Below are 18,469 nucleotides of genomic sequence, written 5' to 3' on the forward strand. Positions count from 1 at the left end.
CCAGCAAGGGTTGCGGAACCCTCCCCACCGCCCAACGTTGCGCCAGCGTGGCAGTTTGAAGGCCACGGGCTGGGAGCCGAACTCATGACTTCGTCCAACGCCGCGCCTTCGCTGGAAGGCTTTGTCAAATCCGCCCTGCATCGGTCGTGGTGGCTGTTGTTGTTGCGCGGAATCGCCGCCGTGGCCTTCGGCGTCCTGACCTTTGTGTGGCCGCAGATCAGCCTGCTGACGCTCATCATGGTCTATGGGATCTACGCCTTGGCCGACGGGATTCTGGCCCTGATCGCAGCGATCCGCGGCGGCGGCATGGTCCCGCGCTGGTGGCTGGCGTTGGCCGGGGTGGTCAGCGTCCTGACCGCCGTCATCGTCTTCGCCTGGCCGGGCCTGACGGCTCTGGTCCTGGTCTATCTGATCGGATTCTGGTCGATCCTGCGCGGCGTGCTCGAAATCGTCGGCGCCATCCGTCTGCGCAACGAGATCGCCAATGAATGGAGCCTGGGCGCCGCCGGGGCCCTGTCGGTGATCTTCGGCCTGATCCTGGTCTTCATGCCGGGGGCGGGCGCCCTGGGCCTGCTATGGTTGATCGCGACGTGGGCCGTGCTGTTCGGCCTGTTGCTGATCTGGGTCGCCTTCAAGGTCAGGACGCTGGCGAAGGCGTAAACGCAGCATTGCGCGCCGCGACCCGAGCGCGGATTTCGGCGCGCATCCGCTCCAGTTCGGCCGCATCGATCAGGCGGCCGCGCAGCACCACCGCCTCGGCGCCGCGGGTGGCGCTGACGTCCTTCAGAGGGTCAGCCTCCAGAATCAGCAGATCCGCAGACTTGCCCGCCGCCACGGCGCCGTAGCGTTCGCCCTGGTTCAGGAAGCGCGGCCCGTCCACGACCGAACCCATCAGCGCTTCGCGCGGAGTCAGGCCCAGCTCCACATAGAGCTCCAGCTCATCGTGCAGCGAGAAGCCCGGATAGTTGAACGAGTTCAGGAAGCCCGCGTCCGTCCCGGTCAGGATGGTCACGCCCGCATCGCGCAGCATGGGCAGGGTTCGCGCGGTGACGTCCTTGACGAAATGACGGTCCTCGACCTGCTGCGGCGTGGCCTGCGCCGCGCGCTGGATGCGCCAGTCATAGGTCGCCCGGATACCCGGCCCGACATAGGCCAGACCCTCGTCATGCGAGTGGTCGTCAAGGTCCAGATTGGCCAGCGTGGTCGAGCCGTAGAGGGTCGGCGACACCGCCGTGCCCAGCTCCCTCAGCCGCGCATAGACCCGCCGCGCCGTCTCCACGTCAAACGTGTCGGCATAGCGCCGCATCGTCTCGGCATAGGTGTATTTGCCCGCCAGATAATCGGCCGCGATGGCGGCCTCATCCCGCGAGCCCGCCTTCATGGCGTAGTCGAGGTGTTCGATCGACGACAGGCCCGCTTCGGCGGCCTCCAGCACGGTGATGCTGGCGGGAATGTGGGCCGAAGTCTTCATGCCCCGCTTCTTCGCCTCACGCACGGCGTAGAGGAAAAGCTCGGGCTTCAGGGTGTTGTCGGTGATCTTGACGAAGTCGACGCGCAGGGCCTGCAGCCGGTCCAGGGCCGCGTCCATGTCCGCCTCGCTGCCCGTCTCGATCACGCCCTTCCAGACAGGGGCGATGCCCTCGATCTTGGGGCCGGAGGTGAAGATGCGCGGGCTGTCCGGGCTTGGCGGCGCGTCACGCCAGTCCAGCACCTGCTGCGCCAGATCGCCCGCCGCGTCGCGCACCGCCACCACGCCGTTGATGACGAACAGCGGCATCAGCTCGGCATTCTCCTCGATCAGCGCCTCGCCGCCGCCGAAGTGGACGTGCATGTCCCACAGGCCCGGCATGACGTAGCGATCGCCCAGATCCTGTGTCCGCGCGGCCTGATAGCGGCCCGCCTCGCCCTCCGGGCCTACAGCCACGATGTCGCCGCCGCGCACGGCCACCAGTTGATCCGGCGTCGTCGTCCCCTTCTCGACGTCGACCACAGTGGCCGAGGTCAGCAGCAGATCGACTGGCTGAACCGGCGTTTCGGCGGCGACCAAAGGCGCCAGGGCGCAGGCGGACAGTAGGGCGGAGGCGGCGATCAAAAAAGTGCGCATGAATCCGCTATAGGCCCTTCGCTCGCTCGGGCAAGCCCATCAGGAATAGCGGCGTTTCTTAGCCAGCCGCCGGACAAGCCTCAGGCAAGGCGCACCTGATCCGTTCCGATCCAACCCGACAGACACCATCCCCCGACCACTCTCGTCCGAACCCAACCGCCCTCAGGAACCGTGAGCCACCGACCCGATCCAGCCGTCAGGGTTTCCCGCCGTACGCCTGCCTCGGTCGCCAGTTCGACCTCTAGCGCCGCGCCCATGTAGACGGTCCAAAGCTCCTCGGCCTCAACCGCCCGCCAGTCATCCAAAGTCTCTGGCGTCAGCAGGCGATACGCGCTGACCACGCCGCTGGGCGCCGTCCCTTCGCCTGCGGCCATCACGCGTCCCCAGCCGCCATCATCCAGAGGCCGCAGCCCCAGGCTGTCGATGACTTCTTCGCGCGTAAAATCAGCCTCGCCTTCCATCCATTTGCTAGTGACGCGCTTCGCCGACTTCGTCTACAAGCGGGCTGCGCTCCTGCGCCGTAACGGGACGCCAGCGGCCGTGCTCAAACAACACCTCCTCGCCGCCGCCGCGCCAGGGCACGCGGCTCAGCGGCCCGCCCGTCAGGCCGTAGCCGACCACGGCGTAGCGCACGCCGGGCTGGAGCGGGGTCGGCTCCACCGTCGTCTCAAAACCCTCGGGCGTCTGGCCGTAGACGACCTGTCTCAGACCCCGACAGTTGCGGCCTCGCGCCTCAATCGACCAGACCGGCCGCATCATGGCGTTCGACCGCTCATGCACGGCGATGCCGCCCAGACAGGCCTTCTCGGGCTTTGCCGGATCCAAGCCGAAGGTCGCGATCGGCTGCTCCAGGCTGCCGCTGATCCGCACCGGGATCATCGCCGAACAGGCGGCCAGCACGGCGGCCGCCGCAGCCAGCGCCGCCCCGGCGCGCAGAACCGCGACTTGCTTCACCGTCCTGTCTCTCAGCACCCGCCGTAAGGGACGTAGCCGACCTCGATCTCGTCGATGCGGACGGTCTTCAGTTCTCGGATCGCCAGCTGGTCGAAGTCGGCGGTGCAGTTGAAGGTCGTGTCGATGACGTAGTCCTCGCCCTTGGCCGCCTTGATGGCGTCGCGGATGCGGAAGGAGGCGTCGATGGTCGCGTCGCTGACCATAACGGCCGAAGCGCGGATGCCCGGCGTAGCGCGCGGCCCGGCGCTCTCCAGATGGACCCACGGATCGGCCGCATTGCCGCACAGCGTCAGACAGTCGGCCTTGAAGTCGACGTTGCCGCGCGCCGCCGCGAACTCGCCCATGGTCAGGTCGATCTTCTGCGGCAGGTCATAGTCCTTCAGCGCCGCCAGAGCCTGGGTCGAACAGGCCGGCGTCATCGGCACGGCGTAGCCGACGACCTCGCCGCCATCAGCGCTGACGCGGACCGTGCAGCCGCCGATCTCATAGGTGCGTTGCTTGTCCTGAACCGTGCGGGCCGGGCCCAGCTTGGATTCCAGATAGGCGACCTGCACCCCCATCATCTGGTCGATCGTCGGCGCGCCGCCCGCCACAGGCGCGGCCTCGGGCGCCGCCGCCTGGGGCGTCTCAGCCGGGGCCGCATCGGCCTTTTCAGCCGTCTTGTCCGCCTGGCCGCAGGCCGACAATCCCGCAAGAGCGCCCAGCAGGACGACCGTTTTCAGTCCTTGGAATGCAGTCATCATCTCTCCACGGCTCAGGTTGAGCGTCGCAACCAACGCACCACGGCGCGATGGGTTCTCGGGCGCGAACTCAAAGGGCCTTCACGATCCCCTCGACCATCTTCTTGGCGTCGGCGAACAGCATCATGGTGTTGTCGCGGAAGAAGAGCTCGTTCTCGACGCCGGCATAGCCGCTGCCCATCGACCGCTTGATGAACAGGACGGTGCCCGCCTTCTCCACGTCCAGCACCGGCATGCCGTAGATGGGCGACTGCGGGTCGGTCTTCGCCGCCGGATTGGTCACGTCGTTGGCGCCGATGACGAAGGCGACGTCAGCCGAGGCGAACTCGGAGTTGATGTCCTCCAGCTCGAACACCTCGTCATAGGGGACGTTCGCCTCGGCCAGCAGGACGTTCATGTGCCCCGGCATTCGGCCCGCGACGGGGTGGATGGCGTATTTCACCTCGACGCCTTCTTCTTTCAGCTTGTCGGCCATTTCGCGCAGGGCGTGCTGCGCCTGGGCCACCGCCATGCCGTAGCCGGGCACGATGATGACCTTGGAGGCGTTCTTCATGATGAAGGCGGCGTCCTCGGCCGAGCCCTGCTTGACCGGGCGCGTCTCGACCGCCCCGCCGCCCGCCGCCGCGCCCGCCTCGGCGCCGAAGCCGCCCAGGATGACGCTGACGAAGCTGCGGTTCATGCCCTTGCACATGATGTAGCTCAGGATCGCGCCCGACGATCCGACCAGGGCGCCGGTGATGATCAGGGCGATGTTCTCCAGCGTGAAGCCCAGCGCGGCCGCCGCCCAGCCGGAATAGGAGTTCAGCATGGACACCACCACCGGCATGTCCGCCCCGCCGATGGGGATGATCAGGGTCGCGCCCAGGATCAGGGCGATGGCGAACACGCCCCAAAAGGCCCAGACCGCCGTGCCGCCCGTCCCGATCAGGATGCCGATCAGGAAGACCAGGGCCAGAGCCAGCGCAATGTTGATCAGGTGCCGCGCGGGCAGCAGGATAGGCGCCCCGCTCATCCGCCCATCCAGCTTGGCGAAGGCGATGACCGAGCCGGTGAAGGTGACGGCCCCGATGGCGACGCCCAAGCTCAGCTCGACGATGGACAGAGTCTTGATCCCGCCGCTCGCGGTGACGATGCCGAAGGCGTCGGGCGCATAGACCGCCCCCACCGCCACCAGACAGGCCGCCAGGCCGACGAGGGAGTGAAAGGCCGCCACCAGCTGCGGCATGGCCGTCATCGGCACGCGGTTGGCGATCACCGCGCCCGCGCCGCCGCCGACCACGACCCCGCCCGCGATCAGGGCCAGCGTGAGCGGGTCCAGCGCGCCCGAGGCGCCCAGCGTCAACAGAGTGACGCCGACGGCCAGGGCCATGCCGACCATGCCCAGCGTATTGCCCCGTCGGCTGGTCTCGGGACTGGACAGCCCCCGGAGAGACAGGATGAACAGAACCCCCGCCGCCAGATAGGCCAGCGCCGCGATGGATGCGTTCATCCCCCTCCCCCCTCTTCAGTCCTGAATCAGAAAACGTTGACGATGGCGGGCGCGCCGCCGTTGGTGCCCGCGGCCTTGGCCTCGCCGTCCTTGACCACCGCCAGGCCGACGGGCCCCTCGCCCCCGGTCTTGGTGACCTTGCAGCGGCCGTTGTCGCCCGGCAGGCGGCCGGCCATCCGGCCCGAGCCGGTGTGGTTGATGCGGTTCATGTGAATCCCCCGGATCGTCACCGGGGTGAAGCCGCACTCCAGCGCCCAGCTGGCGCCCTGAGGCGCGACCACCGACCAGTGCAGGCCGTTATAAGGGTTCTTGCCCACCTCGCGGTCCGACTGGGCCGAGGCGGCGCCCGCGACGGCGACGACGGCCGACACGGCCAGGGCGGAAATCAGGGAAGCTTTCATCACGCGATACTCGTTGGATTAGCGTTTGACGGATTGAGTGCGCGACAGACGCCACAGCGCCGCCGCAATGAAAAGAGGGCCCAGCAGCATCATCGCCCAGTCGAAGACCGTCATCTCCCGATCCTGAATTATGATGCGCGTCAGCACGGCGGCGAACACCATGACCACGCCGCAGTCCTGGAACCGCAGCCGCCCGATGGGATCCTTGATCCGCACCCAGCTGACGATCCACAGCGCCACGCCCAGACCGGTGACGGCCCAGGAAGCGTAAAACGCCAACAGATAGGGGGATAAGCTCACGAGGCCTTGGGCCTTTCCTTCTTCTTGTACATGGCCAGCATCCGGCGCGTGACCATGAAGCCGCCGAAGATGTTGACGCTGGCCAGGGTCACGGCGGCCACGCCCGCGCCCTTGGCGATCCAGGCGTTCGGCCCGCCCGCCTGGGCGCTCATCGCCGCCGCCGCGATCAGACCGCCGACGATGATGACGCTGGAAATGGCGTTGGTCACGGCCATCAGCGGCGTGTGCAAGGCCGGCGTCACGCTCCAAACGACATAGTAGCCGACGAAGATCGACAGGACGAAGATCGCCAGACGAAAGACGGTGGGATCGACGTGTTCCATCAGCCTCTCACTCCTTCATGCACCACGGCGCCGCCGTGAGTGACGACGGCGGCCTTGAGGATTTCCTCCTCCAGATCGACCGCCAGGACGCCGTCCTTGATCATCAACCCCAGAAAGGCGACCAGATTGCGGGCGTAAAGGGCGCTGGCGTCCGCCGCGATGCGGCCGGGCATGTTGCTCCAGCCGACGATTTTCACGCCGTTGGCCGTGGTCACCACCTCGTTCGATTTCGAGCCTTCGACATTGCCGCCCGCCTCGACCGCCAGGTCGACGATGACCGAGCCCGGCTTCATCGAGGCGACATGCGCCGCCGTCACCAGCTTCGGCGCCGGACGGCCGGGGATCAGGGCCGTGGTGATCACCACGTCCTGCTTGACGATATGGGCGGCGGTCAGATCGGCCTGCTTGGCCTGATATTCGGCGGACATGGCCTTGGCGTAGCCGCCCGCCGTCTCGGCCGCCTTGAACTCTTCATCCTCGACGGCGACGAATTTGGCGCCCAGGCTCTCGACCTGTTCCTTGGCGGCGGGGCGCACGTCAGTGGCTGTGACGACCGCGCCCAGACGCCGCGCGGTGGCGATGGCCTGAAGTCCCGCGACGCCCGCCCCCATGACGAAGGTCTTGGCGGCGGCCACCGTCCCGGCGGCCGTCATCATCATGGGGAAGCCCTTGCCATAGGCGTAGGCCGCCTCGATCACCGCCCGGTATCCGGCCAGGTTGGCCTGGGACGACAGCACGTCCATCACCTGAGCGCGCGTGATGCGCGGCACGAACTCCATGGCGAAGGCGGTGGCGTTGGCGCCCCTCAACGCCTCGACGGTCGCCTTGTCGCGCCAGGCGTCCAGCAGGCTGACGACCACCGCGCCGGGCTTCAGGGCGCTGATCTCCGACGCCGTGGGTCCGCGCACCTTCAGCAGAACGTCCGCCCCGGCCAGAGCCGCCGACAAATCCGGCTTCACGCTGGCGCCCGCTTCGGCGTAATCGGTATCGGTCAGGGAAGAGCCAAGGCCCGTCCCGGCCTCGACGCTGACCGTCGCGCCAAGCGCAATCAGCTTCTTCACCGTCTCCGGCGTTACGGCGCAGCGCGTTTCGCCTTCACGGCGTTCGCGGGTCACGGCGATGGCGACAGCCAAGCGAATCCCTCCCACTCCCCAGGGTCGAACCGACGTTAGGCCGAAGCCGAAGCGGGCGTCAAAGGCGCACCTGCGTCAACGGGCGATTTTCTTGCCGACTTGACCAGTCGCCTGCCCCACGGCGCAAATTTCAACCAAAGACCCAACCCTGACGCGCAAACAAAAGGCCCGCCGGACGCGCCGACGGGCCTTTCAATCACATCAGTCCGAAAGACCGGGCTTAATGGGCCTTTTTGGTCTTCAGCATGAAGAAGCCGATAACCGACACCACCACCGAGGCGATGAAGGCTGGCACGAAGCCGGCGCCGACGCCGAACCACACCGTCAGGAACAGGATCACCACCGCCGTGGCCAGCGAGACCCACTTGGTCAGGCCCAGAAACAGAGCCCAGGTCCAGGCCTGTTCCGAGATGTTCATTTCCCCGTGGACGTGGGGGGCGGTCGCTTCAGCGTGCTGGTCGGCCATGGGGTCTTCCAAAAAAAGAGTCGGGATTTCGACGGCTCTTATAGCGAGGCCTGCGCGCGGCTCAAGTCCGTGGGCCCGAACCGGCTTTAGTCGAGGCTTTCCAGCACCGCTCGGGCGAAGGCGGCGACGTCGAACGGTTTGCCCGCGGGGTCTTCGCCGCGCCTCACGATGACGATGTCGCGGCTGGGCGCGATCACCACATACTGGCCCCGATTGCCGAAGGCGGCGAAGGTATCAGACGGCACGCCTTCGGAGCGGTTCATCAGCCAGAAGGTCGCGCCATAGCCGAAGTCGCCCGTCGGCGGCTGCGGCCCGGTCGGCGCCGTGACGTAATCGCGCCAGCCCTGCGGCAGGAGACGACGCCCCTCCCATACTCCGTCCTGCAGATACAGCTGGCCGAAGCGGGCCAGATCGCGCGCCGTGGTCCAGACCTGGCTCGACAGGATGTAGTTCCCGCGCCAGTCCGTCTCGGCCCAGGTGTGGGTCATGCCCAGCGCATCAAACAGTTCAGCGGGCGGATGGGCGGCGAAGCCCGGGGCCGCCGCCAGGGTCGCCAACAGGGTGTCGTTGTTGGCGTAGCGATAAACCGTCCCCACCGGCGCCAGCAGCGGCCAGCCCGGCGCCTGCTCATCGACCGCCACCCCGCCGAAATAGAGGCCGTCAGTGCGGTTGCCCGCCGTGTCGCTGGTCAGGCCCGAAGACATCCGCATCAGGGCGTCGAGCGTGATGGCCGCGCGCGGATCGCCGGGCGCCTGCCAGTTGGCGATGGCGGCGGGCGCCTTCACGTCCAGTTCGCCGCGCTGGACCGCAGCGCCGATGACGGTTCCGGCCAGACTCTTGGCCACCGACCAGGTGCGCTGGGGCGTGTTCGGGCCGAAGTCGGCGGCATAGCGTTCCGCCACCCGCTTGCCGCCCTGCATCACCACAACGCCGGTCGTGTTGGTCCCTTCGCCGAAGCCCTGATCGAAGGCGCGGCCGACGGCGGCTTCCAGCGCGCGGGCGTTCCCCTTGGGCCGCGCCGTCGGCATATCCGACGCCGAGGCCCGGCGCGCCAGCGGCGTCCGTTCAGGCGCGCCGCCCTGCACATAACCCATCGGCTCAATGACGCAGCCGCGCCCATCGGTCCAGGTCGCGACGCGCGCCGGAGCGGCTTGATCCCAGGCGACGGTGACGGCGTTCCCCGTCATCTCAGCCTTCATGTCGCCGACCAGCGACTGAAGCTCAGGATAGATGCCGACCAGTTCGTTCGCCTCGACGCTGGCGACCGTCCGCTCAGCCCCCGCCGCGCGCGCCGAATGGACGGCGCTGCAAACCGTCAGCGCCTTGTATCCCGCCGCCAGAGCGCGGTGATTGGCCGAAGCCTCAGTCTGGGCGGAAACCGTCGTCGGCAGGGCGAGAACGGCGGCGAGAACAAGAACACGTGACGCGATTTTCATGCAGCCACGCTTCAACGCCGCACGCGTCCCTGTCAACGCATACCTGTCAACGCATAGTCGTCAGGCCAGCGCCTCGAACCGATCGATCAGACCTTCCAGCCGCTTGGTCCCGATGGTCCAGAAGGCCGGGTCGCGCGGGTTCAGGCCGAACGGCTTCAGCGCCTCGACATAGGTCCGCGCCCCGCCGCCGGACAGCAGCTCGCGATACAGCGGCGTGAAGCCCGCCGGATCCTTGGCCCGCGTCTCCATCAGCGCCGCGACCAGCAGGTCGCCGAACGCATAGGCGTAAACATAGAAGGGCGCGTGGACGAAGTGGCTGACATAGGCCCACCAGTCTTCGTAGCCGGTCAGGTCGACGGACGGGCCGAGGCTGGCGCCCAGTTCCTCCATCCAGATTTCACGGATGCGCTCGACCGGAACCTCGCCCGCCGTCCGCTCGTCGTGGAAGCGCGTCTCGAAGCGGTGGAAGGCGATCTGGCGCACCACCGTGTTCAACCCGTCCTCGATCCGGCCCGCCAGCAGGGCGCGCTGCTCGTCCGGCGTCGCCTCGGCCAGCAGGCGGTCGAAGGTCAGCCCCTCGGCGAAGATCGACGCCGTCTCGGCCAACGTCAGCGGCGTGTCGGCCAACAGCGACCCCTGCCCCGCCGCCAGCGTCTGATGCACGCCATGCCCCAGTTCGTGCGCCAGCGTCAGCACGTCGCGCCGCTCGCCCATCCAGTTCAGGAAGACATAGGGGTGCCGATCCGCCGTTACCGGGTGGGCGTAGGCGCCGGACTGCTTGCCCGCCCGCGCCCGTGCATCGATCCACGGCCGGTCGAAGAACCAGCCCGCCCGCTCGGCGAAATCGCCGCCCAGATCGGCGAAGCTGGACAGCACCACCTCGCGTCCGCCCGCCCAGTCATAGGCGCGCGACGCCGCCGCCTCGATCGGGGCGTTACGGTCCCAGTGGGCCAGCCGATCCTTGCCCATCGCCTTCGCCTTCAGCGCGTAATATCGATGCGCCAGACGCGGATAGGCTTCGGCCACCGCCTCGGCCATCGCGTCTACACTCTCGCCGTCGACCTCATTGCCCAGATGGCGGCTGTCGGCGGGGCGTTTGAAGCCGCGCTTGCGGTCTTCCAGCGCCTTCTCGGCGGCGACGGTGTTCAGCACCATGGCCATGGTCCGGGCGATGCCGGAAAAAGCCTTCGACAGGCCCTCGCCCGCCGCCTGACGCTTGGCGCCATCCACGTCGCTGAGACGATTCAGGCCCTCGGCGAGGGTCAGTTCCTCATCCCCGACCGATGCGCGCAGCACCGCCAGAGTCTCGTCGAACAGGCGCGGCCACTGAGCCTGAATCGGTCCCCGCTCGGCGATGAAGGTCTCAAGTTCGGCCGACAGTTCATGCGGCTTCATCGCTCGCACCCGGCGCAGCCACGGCGCCCAGCGCGCGGCCGGAGCATGGGCGGTGAGCGCCGCCTCCACCGCCGCTTCATCGAGCGCATTGATCTCCAGCGTCAGCCAGACGGTCGGGGTGGCGATGACCGTCAGCTTCTCGCGGACATCGGCCTCGAACGCTTGCGCTGCTGCATCCTCGCGGTTGGTGGAGGCGGCCAGGAAGGCGTAGGCGCCCAAGCCTCCCATCACGTTCGCCGCCTGTTCGTAAAGCCCGATCGTCTCGTCCAGCGCCCGGCCCAGCTCGGCGCCCGACAGCACGGCCAGCCGCCCCTGCCAGCCGTTCATCCGCTCCACCAGCGCCCTTGCACGCTCCAGATCGACGGCGACGCGCGGGTCTTCGCGCGAGGCGTAGAGGTCGGACAGGTCCCACACGGGAGCGTCGGCGAATTCGGTCGGTTTGGCGGGCGCGTTCATGCCCTTGGTTGTGGGGAGGCAGCCGCCGTGATGCAAGCCGCTTCCCCCTCGCTTGATGGAGAGGGTGGACGCAGCGCCGTCTGTCGGTTCACCCTGCCTGCAAAGTTCAGGACAAAGCCCGCCATGACCCACCCCGTCACCGACCTTACCGGCCGCGCCTCGCTGGACGGTGCGCGTGGGCTTGCCGCCATGCGTATCGGCATCGGTCTGGCGCAGGGCCTGATCCTCTATCTGCTCTATCGCTCGGCAGCGGACGGTGAGGCTCTGGCCTGGCCCGCGACCCAACCGCCGCTGTTCGCCGCCCTGGTGCTGGCGGCCCTGTTCGCGCCCGTGATGCTGCTGGCGGGCGTCGGGCGGATGGGATGGAAGGCGCTGGCGCTGTGGGGCGCCGTGGCGGCGGCGGTGCTGGCGCTGATGGGCTGGCATGACGCGGCCCAGCAGACCAGGGACTATTTCCACCCGCCTTATCTGAACTTCCCGGTCCTGGCCTTCTCGGCGGCGGGCCTGTTCATCGCCCACCACCTGATCGTGCCCGCCGTCGCCGCGAGACGCTGGATCGCCGATTTCGACGACTATTTCGACACAGCTTGGAAGGCCGGGGTGCAACTGGTGCTGTCGCTGGGCTTCACCGGCGCCTTCTGGCTGCTGCTGTTCCTGGGCGCGGCCCTGTTTCGCGTCATCGGACTCAGGTTCCTGGCCGACCTGATCGATGAGAAGTGGTTCTCCATCCCCGTCACCTGCCTGGTCTTCGCCGTGGCGGTGCAACTGACCGATGTGCGCGGCGGGCTGATCCGGGGCGTGCGGACGGTGGCGTTGATGCTGTTGTCGTGGCTGCTGCTCGTCATCACCGTCCTGGTGGCGGGCTTTCTGGCCGCCCTGCCGTTCACCGGGCTTGATGGACTGTGGAAGACGGGCAGCGCTACGGCCCTGGTGCTGTCGGCGGCCGCCGCTCTGATCGTGCTGATCAACACCGCCTATCAGGACGGACGCGAGGACAATCTGCCGCCGGTCGCCTTGCGCCTGGGCGCGCGGGTCGCCTCGGTGCTGCTGACGCCGCTGATCCTGATCGCCATCTGGGGCCTGAGCCTTCGCATCGGTCAGCATGGCCTGACGCCCGACCGCATCATCGCCTCGGCCTGCGCCCTCGTGGGCGTCATCTATGCCGCCGGATACGGCTGGGCAGCGCTGTCGCCGCTGTGGCGCAGGACCGCGTGGATGAAGCCGCTGGAGCGGACCAACGTTCTGGCCGCCGTCCTGACGGTGCTGGTCATCCTGGCCCTGTTCAGCCCCCTGGCCGACCCGGCCCGCCTGTCGGTCAATGATCAGATGGCGCGGCTGAAGCGCGGCGCCGTCAGCGCGGCCCGGTTCGACTACGCCTTCCTACGTTACGACGCGGGCAAGGCCGGGCTCGCAGCCCTGGCCGAGCTGGCGAAATCGTCCGACGCGGAAATCGCCCGTCACGCCAAGACCGCTCGGGCCTCGAGCTCGCGCTATCAGCTGACGGACGCGACCACTCCACCACGCGCGCCGAATATCGCCCCCTGGCCCGCGGACAAACCGCTGCCCGCCGCCTTCCTGGCGCCGACGGCGCCGCCCGATCCGCGCTATGCCTGCAACAGCGATGACAACTGCCTCGCCGCTCAGCGTGACCTGAACGGCGACGGCCGCGATGAAATCCTGCTGGCGACCGCCTACAGGATCGCCCTGTTCGCTCAGGGCGCCGACGGCCGCTGGGTTCATCAGGGCGACTATCAGGTTCCGCATTGCCCCGGCCCCGGCGGCCGCGACCTGCGCGAGGCGCTCAAACATCCCGATCTGAAGACCGCCGCCTCACCCTGGCCCGATCTGAACATGGGCGACTTGACCGGTCGACTACAGCCGGAAACCGTCTGCCCAAAATCCGCCGTCGTTAACCCCTGACTCAGGTCTCCGAAACCCGATCTTCATTCCCTCCGTTCTAGGATTGTGTCGAAACGAGCCAGTCCCGAGCCAATGAGGACGGCCGTTCGATGGTGATGTTGAAGGGTGTGCTCAAATGGCCAAGACCATTCTGGTCGTCGACGATGATCCTACCCAGCGCCGCCTGCTGCAGGCGGTGCTGGAGCGTGAATCCTATGCAGTCGTCCATGCCGAATCCGGCGGCGAGGCCATTGATCGGCTGACCAAGGGCGGCGGCGCCGATGTCGTGCTGCTGGATTTGGTGATGCCGGGCCTGTCAGGTCTGGAAGCACTGGCCGAGTTGCGCACGGCAGGCGTGACAACGCCGGTCATCGTGCTGACGGCCAACGGCGGCATCGAGACGGTGGTCCGGGCCATGCAGGCCGGCGCTCAGGACTTCTTCGTCAAGCCGGTCGGGCCCGAGCGCCTGCTGGTGGGCGTTCGCAACGCCCTGCAGATGACCCAGCTGACGGCCGAGATCGGCCGCCTGAAGAAGCGGGCCACAGGCCGCTCTTCGTTTGACGACATGGTCGGCGACAGCGAGCCCATGCGTATGGTCAAGGCGCTGGGTCAGCGCGCGGCCAAATCCTCCATCCCCGTGCTGATCACCGGCGAGAGCGGCGTGGGTAAAGAGGTCATCGCCCGCGCCCTGCACGGCGCTTCGGACCGGGCGGGCAAGCCCTTCATCGCCGTCAACTGCGGCGCCCTGCCCGCCAATCTGGTCGAGTCCATCCTGTTCGGCCACGAGAAGGGCGCCTTCACCGGCGCGCATGAAAAGCACGCCGGCAAGTTCGTCGAGGCCAACGGCGGCACCCTGTTCCTGGACGAGATCGGGGAACTGCCGCTGGACATGCAGGTCAAGCTGCTGCGCGCGCTTCAGGAAGGCGAAGTCGATCCCGTCGGGGGCAAGCGTCCGGTCAAGGTCGACGTCCGCATCGTCTCGGCCACCAACCGCGACCCGGCCCAGCAGGTGAAGGAAGGCGCCTTCCGCGAAGACCTCTTCTATCGCCTGAACGTCTTTCCGATCGAGGCCCCGGCCCTGCGCGAACGGCGCGAGGACATCCCCGCCCTGGTCGACCATTTCATCGCTCGCTTCAACGTCGAGGAAGGCAAGCGCGTCACCGGCTGCTCGGCCGAGACCCTGGCCCTGCTTCAAGGTCATGACTGGCCCGGCAACGTCCGCCAGTTGGAGAACGCGGTCTATCGCGCCTTGGTGCTGGCCGATTCGCCCCTGCTGCAGCCGCACGACTTCCCGGCCATTTCCGGCGTCGCCGTGCCGCTGGAGTCGATCACAGTCGCCCCGGCCGGAGCGACGGCTTCCGAGTCGACGACGACAGCCGCCTCGCCGGCCGACGACGACGGCCAGCACGACAGCCCGGTCCGCATCACCGATGAACGCGGCCATGTCCGCACCCTCGAGGAAATCGAACGCGACCTGATCCAGCACGCCATCGAGGTCTATGCCGGTCACATGTCCGAAATCGCCCGTCGCCTGGGCATCGGCCGCTCCACCCTCTACCGCAAGGTCCGCGAACAGGGGCTTGAAGAGCAGGTCAGAGAAGCGGGCTGACCAAGCCCGTCTTTTCTGTTTCAGGGTTTCAACAGGGCATTTTTCACGCCACACCACCCCTTCCTGTTTACGGAGGGGAGCCTTCCATCTTGTTACGTCCCGTTGTTATCGCCCTGAGCCTGGCGTCCGTCGCCGCCCTGACCGCCGCCTGCTCCAACGGCGAGGCGTCGGCCAAAGCTGAAGCCGCCGCTTCCGCCGCGACCAAGATCGCCCTGCCGCCCGAGTGCGAGAACCACCCCCTGCTGGCCGCCATGCCGACGGCCCAGACCATCGCCGGCAAGCCGCTGACCGAGGTGGAGTGCCAGGCCTTCTCCGTCGCGATGACCTATGGCGAACCGGGAACCAGCGCCAAGATTGTTCTGATCGACGCCAAGGCGCCGATTCCCGAGGACGCCGGCGCGCTGGGAGGTCTGCTCGCTACCGCCCAGAAGACGGCCTATGAGAGCGTCTCTCGCGGCGTCATCATGACCAAAGGCGTACGCGAAGCCGCCCTCACCTCCCCGACCGCCGTCGCCTCCGTCGGCGGCGAAAACTACCTTTCTGTCGTGATGGACGGCCCGACGGGCGAACCTGCCGTCATCAGCGTCGAGCCCAAGGACGCCGATGGCCGCGTCGGCGCCCTGATGAGCGTGCTCAAGGGCCGCTACGCCCTGAGCATCGGCATCGAACAGGACGACCTGTCCGGCGCAGACGCAGCGCGCGCGGCCTATCAGCCCTATTTCAACGCCATGCGCCTGAGCGCCCTGCCGTAAATCCTGCCGTCACCCTCGGGCCTGGCCTGAGGGTGACGACGCCCCTCGCCGTCCTCCCGGAAGGGACTCAGCCCCTATCCGGCGCCGCATCAAACGCCTGCGCCTGCGGCGATTCCGGCTCAAGACCGGGAGGACGCTGGAGGCCGCTTCCGCCTCGCGGGTTTCTCGCCTTTGGCCTTGGCGGTGATCTCTTTCAGTTTGCGCCCCTGCATGGCCGACAGCGGCTGACCCGGCGCGCCCTTTTCCGGATCGGCGAAGGCGCGGCCGTGTTCGCGAATTCGCTCCCCGACCGAATCGAGAAACTCGCCCTCCCAGTCGGACAGGGAAACGCCCGCCTTCTCAGCCGAGCGGCGGGCGCGTTTCAGGGCGTTGAGCGCCGAGCGCTTGGCCGCCTCGCGCTGTTGATCCCAAGGGCTCACCAGCTTGGTTTTAAGGGCGCTGCCGTCCTTCGGACTGCTTGAGCGGGTTTTAGTGGCGCTATCGTTTTTCGGACTACTTGAGCGTAGTTTAGAAGCGCTATCGCCCTTCGGGCTACTTGAGCGCGAGAAGCCGCTGGAGCGCAGCTTGCTCGAGTCGCCGCCCTTCAGGCTGCTGGAGCGTGAAGGGCCGTTGGAGGGCTTGAAGGGCGTGCGCTTCAGGCCCGCCTCCCTCAGATCTCGCCGAGGGCCGACAGATAGAGGTCCAGGATCGCTTCTTCTTCCTGACGCTTGGCCTTGTCCTGCTTGCGCAGGCGCAGAACCTTGCGCAGCACCTTGACGTCATAGCCTTCGCCCTTGGCCTCGGCGAAGACCTCCTTCATGTCGCCCATGACGGCCTGCTTGTCCTCTTCGAGGCGCTCCAGGCGTTCGATGATGGAGCGCAGACGGCCCTGGGCCGTGGCGGTCAGGACGTCGGGGCTGGCGTCGAAGGAAGCGTCGTCCATGACTGAACTCCAGAACTCATAAACAGGCTGCGCCCTCAAACAGGCCAAGGGCCGTTAGGGCAAGAAATAAAGCTCTCAAACAGGCCGAAGGCCGTTAGGGCGACTAAGCACGCCCTCAAGCAGGCCAAGGGCCGTAGGGCCGCTTGAGAAAGAATCACTAATCACGCGCAGGCGCGGGGCTCAACGCCGGACGCGAAAAAGCCGCGGACAACGCCCGCGGCCCTGTGGATAGTCATCCCATCCACCGACGATCGGCGCGCGCCTCGCCTTCAGCAGGCAGGGCGCGCCGGATCGCGCCTGATCAGCCTTGCTTGGCTTTGAAGCGCGGGTCGGTCTTGTTGATGACGTACAGAACGCCCTTGCGACGAACGATCTTGCAGTCGCGGTGGCGACCCTTCAGCGATTTCAGCGAGCTACGGACCTTCATGGTCGGACGTCCCGGATTTGGAGGCCCGTGAGGGCGGGTAAAACAAAAGAGCCGCGGGCGAACCTGCGGCGGAGGCGGTCGTATAGAGAGGCCTTGGCCTTTCGTCAACATTCCGCGCGGGAAATCCGCTGGAGGCCTGGCCTCCGAGTCGAACGGAGGGTCTTCGGACATGCACGTCCGACGCGTCGCCCCTCCGCCACCAGGCCGTGCTCAGGGAACGACGCAATGTAAATTCCACTCCCTTAACCGCCTACTGCCGAAAAGGGTTAACGGCGCATTCACCCTTATCACGGAAACTGATCCCGCCTTCGCGCGCTTGTGATTGGTCGTGGAATTCGGGGGCGTTAGCCTGTGCTCATGCGTATCGCTTATCGTCTGCTTTTGCTTGGGTCGGTCGCCGCCTGCACCCCCATGGTTCCCACGCCGCCGCAGCCCCAACCTGCGCCGCCGCCCGTGGTCGAGCCTGCGCCCGCGACGCCTGCCCCCACGCCCCCCCCCGCCCAGACTGATCTGAGCGAGGCCTATGACCACGCCAGCTTCGACGCCTGGAAACAGAGCTTCCTGGAACGCCACGGCGGCGCGCATAAATGGGAATACGCCCGAGAACTGGAGGGCGTGACGCCCAACCCCAGCGTCGTGCGTCTGGACCGTAACCAGCCCGAGTTCTCCCGCCCCGCCGGGGTCTACATCCAGAACGCCACCACCCCGGCGCGAATCGCCATGGCCCGCCAGCGCGTCGACCGCGTGCCGTGGGACGTGACCCAGAAATACGGCGTGCCGACCGAAATCCTGCTGGGCGTCTGGGCCCAGGAAAGCGCCTTCGGTCAGGTTCAGGGCGACTTCGACGTCATCCGCTCGCTGGCGACCCTGGCCTATGACGGCCGCCGTCGCGCCTGGGCCGAAGAGCAACTGAAGCACGCCCTGGACATCGTCGTCTCAGGCAAGCGCGACCGCGCGGGCCTGAAAGGCAGCTGGGCCGGGGCGATGGGCCAGACCCAGTTCATGCCCGACAACTATCTGAAGCTGGGCGTCGATCAGAACGGCGACGGCAAGGTCGACATCTGGGGCTCGGACGCGGACGCCCTGGCCTCGGCGGCCAATCTGCTGGCTCAGGCGGGCTGGAAGCGCGGCCAGGGCTGGGCCTATGAAGTCACCCTGCCCTCCAACTTCGACTACAGTCAGGCCGAGGGGCCGAAACACCCCTGGTCCTATTGGGTCGCGCGCGGCGTGCGGCTGGCCGACGGCTCCTCCCCCAACAGCGCCGAGGCGGCCGAGGGTTCCGCTATCCTGCTGCCGCAGGGCGCCAAGGGTCCCGCCTTCCTGGCCCTGCCGAACCACTATGTAATTCGCCGCTACAACAACTCGGTCAGCTACGCCCTGGCCATCGGCATGATCGCCGACGGGGTGGCGGGCAAGCCGGCGCTCAAGGCCTCCTGGCCCAACGACGGCCCCCTGACGCGGGATCAGAGAATCGGCGCCCAGCAGGCCCTGACCCGCATGGGCTTCGACACCCAGGGCGTCGACGGCGTCATCGGCACAAACACCCGCAACGCCCTGCGCCGCTGGCAACAGGCGAACGGGCGCACGGCGGACGGATACCTGACCGACGTGCTGGCGGATGAGTTGATCAGAAGAGCGCGCTGAGTCTCTCCCTCTCCTGTTG

The 18,469-nt window shown here is 67.4% G+C and carries 20 protein-coding genes; 5 read left to right on the forward strand and 15 right to left on the reverse strand.

The annotated features are described in order from the left end of the window. The first annotated feature begins 84 nt into the window (after positions 1-84). Positions 85-660: an HdeD family acid-resistance protein gene (locus D1604_RS08560; RefSeq protein WP_119412944.1), complete on the forward strand. Its 576-nt coding sequence runs from the start codon at positions 85-87 to the stop codon at positions 658-660. On the opposite strand, the gene D1604_RS08565 is transcribed toward D1604_RS08560, so the two are convergent. The 12 genes from D1604_RS08565 to D1604_RS08620 form a co-directional block, all read right to left on the reverse strand. Continuing rightward, the gene (locus D1604_RS08565) at positions 638-2,104 is read right to left on the reverse strand and encodes an amidohydrolase family protein (RefSeq protein WP_119412945.1); all 1,467 of its coding nucleotides are present in this window, start codon (positions 2,102-2,104) and stop codon (positions 638-640) included. The genes D1604_RS08560 and D1604_RS08565 overlap by 23 nt on opposite strands. Positions 2,105-2,184: 80 nt before the next feature. Further along, a complete protein-coding gene (locus D1604_RS08570) occupies positions 2,185-2,565 on the reverse strand; it encodes a cupin domain-containing protein (protein WP_119412946.1) in 381 nt (126 codons plus the stop codon). A gap of 7 nt (positions 2,566-2,572) precedes the next feature. Continuing rightward, positions 2,573-3,058: a hypothetical protein gene (locus D1604_RS08575; protein ID WP_119412947.1), complete on the reverse strand. Its 486-nt coding sequence runs from the start codon at positions 3,056-3,058 to the stop codon at positions 2,573-2,575. Positions 3,059-3,069: 11 nt separating this feature from the next. After that, on the reverse strand, positions 3,070-3,798 hold the full coding sequence (locus D1604_RS08580; RefSeq protein ID WP_233551984.1) for a hypothetical protein: 729 nt from the start codon (positions 3,796-3,798) through the stop codon (positions 3,070-3,072). A gap of 70 nt (positions 3,799-3,868) precedes the next feature. Next, entirely contained in the window at positions 3,869-5,287 is a 1,419-nt protein-coding gene (locus D1604_RS08585) for an NAD(P)(+) transhydrogenase (Re/Si-specific) subunit beta (RefSeq protein ID WP_119412949.1), read from the reverse strand. A gap of 26 nt (positions 5,288-5,313) precedes the next feature. Next, on the reverse strand, positions 5,314-5,688 hold the full coding sequence (locus D1604_RS08590; RefSeq protein ID WP_024353334.1) for a hypothetical protein: 375 nt from the start codon (positions 5,686-5,688) through the stop codon (positions 5,314-5,316). A gap of 18 nt (positions 5,689-5,706) precedes the next feature. Next, positions 5,707-5,988, reverse strand: a complete 282-nt coding sequence (locus D1604_RS08595; protein WP_024353335.1) for a hypothetical protein — start codon at positions 5,986-5,988, stop codon at positions 5,707-5,709. Beyond that, positions 5,985-6,311, reverse strand: coding sequence for an NAD(P) transhydrogenase subunit alpha (locus D1604_RS08600; protein ID WP_024353336.1), 327 nt, complete (start codon positions 6,309-6,311; stop codon positions 5,985-5,987). The genes D1604_RS08595 and D1604_RS08600 overlap by 4 nt, the downstream gene beginning before the upstream one ends. Continuing rightward, the gene (locus D1604_RS08605) at positions 6,311-7,444 is read right to left on the reverse strand and encodes a Re/Si-specific NAD(P)(+) transhydrogenase subunit alpha (RefSeq protein WP_119412950.1); all 1,134 of its coding nucleotides are present in this window, start codon (positions 7,442-7,444) and stop codon (positions 6,311-6,313) included. Before D1604_RS08605 ends, D1604_RS08600 begins: the two co-directional genes overlap by 1 nt. Before the next feature lie 220 nt (positions 7,445-7,664). Further along, positions 7,665-7,910, reverse strand: coding sequence for an aa3-type cytochrome c oxidase subunit IV (locus D1604_RS08610; RefSeq protein WP_024353338.1), 246 nt, complete (start codon positions 7,908-7,910; stop codon positions 7,665-7,667). An 86-nt stretch (positions 7,911-7,996) separates the two neighbouring features. After that, entirely contained in the window at positions 7,997-9,346 is a 1,350-nt protein-coding gene (locus D1604_RS08615; RefSeq protein WP_119412951.1) for a serine hydrolase domain-containing protein, read from the reverse strand. A gap of 60 nt (positions 9,347-9,406) precedes the next feature. After that, complete coding sequence (locus D1604_RS08620; protein ID WP_119412952.1) at positions 9,407-11,197, reverse strand: M3 family oligoendopeptidase; 1,791 nt, start codon at positions 11,195-11,197, stop codon at positions 9,407-9,409. Positions 11,198-11,320: 123 nt separating this feature from the next. Here D1604_RS08620 and D1604_RS08625 point away from each other — a divergent pair, with 123 nt between their 5' ends. The 3 genes from D1604_RS08625 to D1604_RS08635 all read left to right on the forward strand — a co-directional run bounded on the left by D1604_RS08625 (position 11,321) and on the right by D1604_RS08635 (position 15,457). Beyond that, a complete protein-coding gene (locus D1604_RS08625) occupies positions 11,321-13,117 on the forward strand; it encodes a DUF4153 domain-containing protein (RefSeq protein ID WP_119412953.1) in 1,797 nt (598 codons plus the stop codon). 115 nt (positions 13,118-13,232) lie between these two features. Beyond that, positions 13,233-14,705 (forward strand): sigma-54-dependent transcriptional regulator, encoded by a 1,473-nt coding sequence (locus D1604_RS08630; RefSeq protein WP_119412954.1) that lies wholly within the window; start codon positions 13,233-13,235, stop codon positions 14,703-14,705. Positions 14,706-14,794: 89 nt separating this feature from the next. Then, positions 14,795-15,457 carry a hypothetical protein gene (locus D1604_RS08635; RefSeq protein ID WP_233551985.1) on the forward strand — a complete coding sequence of 221 codons (663 nt, stop codon included), beginning with the start codon at positions 14,795-14,797 and terminating at the stop codon, positions 15,455-15,457. A gap of 119 nt (positions 15,458-15,576) precedes the next feature. Here the strand turns inward: D1604_RS08635 and D1604_RS08640 are convergent, their stop codons facing one another. The 3 genes from D1604_RS08640 to ykgO all read right to left on the reverse strand — a co-directional run bounded on the left by D1604_RS08640 (position 15,577) and on the right by ykgO (position 16,806). Then, positions 15,577-15,876 (reverse strand): hypothetical protein, encoded by a 300-nt coding sequence (locus D1604_RS08640; protein WP_306460728.1) that lies wholly within the window; start codon positions 15,874-15,876, stop codon positions 15,577-15,579. A gap of 230 nt (positions 15,877-16,106) precedes the next feature. Continuing rightward, positions 16,107-16,379: a DUF2312 domain-containing protein gene (locus D1604_RS08645; RefSeq protein WP_024353345.1), complete on the reverse strand. Its 273-nt coding sequence runs from the start codon at positions 16,377-16,379 to the stop codon at positions 16,107-16,109. Positions 16,380-16,680: 301 nt separating this feature from the next. Then, entirely contained in the window at positions 16,681-16,806 is a 126-nt protein-coding gene (ykgO, locus tag D1604_RS08650; RefSeq protein ID WP_003165750.1) for a type B 50S ribosomal protein L36, read from the reverse strand. A 357-nt stretch (positions 16,807-17,163) separates the two neighbouring features. On the opposite strand from ykgO, the gene D1604_RS08655 reads away from it, so the two are divergent. After that, positions 17,164-18,450, forward strand: coding sequence for a lytic murein transglycosylase (locus tag D1604_RS08655; protein ID WP_119412956.1), 1,287 nt, complete (start codon positions 17,164-17,166; stop codon positions 18,448-18,450). The last annotated feature ends 19 nt before the right edge of the window (positions 18,451-18,469 follow it).

Origin of the sequence: Brevundimonas sp. LPMIX5, assembly GCF_003576505.1 — a bacterium.
GTDB classification, from domain to species: domain Bacteria; phylum Pseudomonadota; class Alphaproteobacteria; order Caulobacterales; family Caulobacteraceae; genus Brevundimonas; species Brevundimonas naejangsanensis.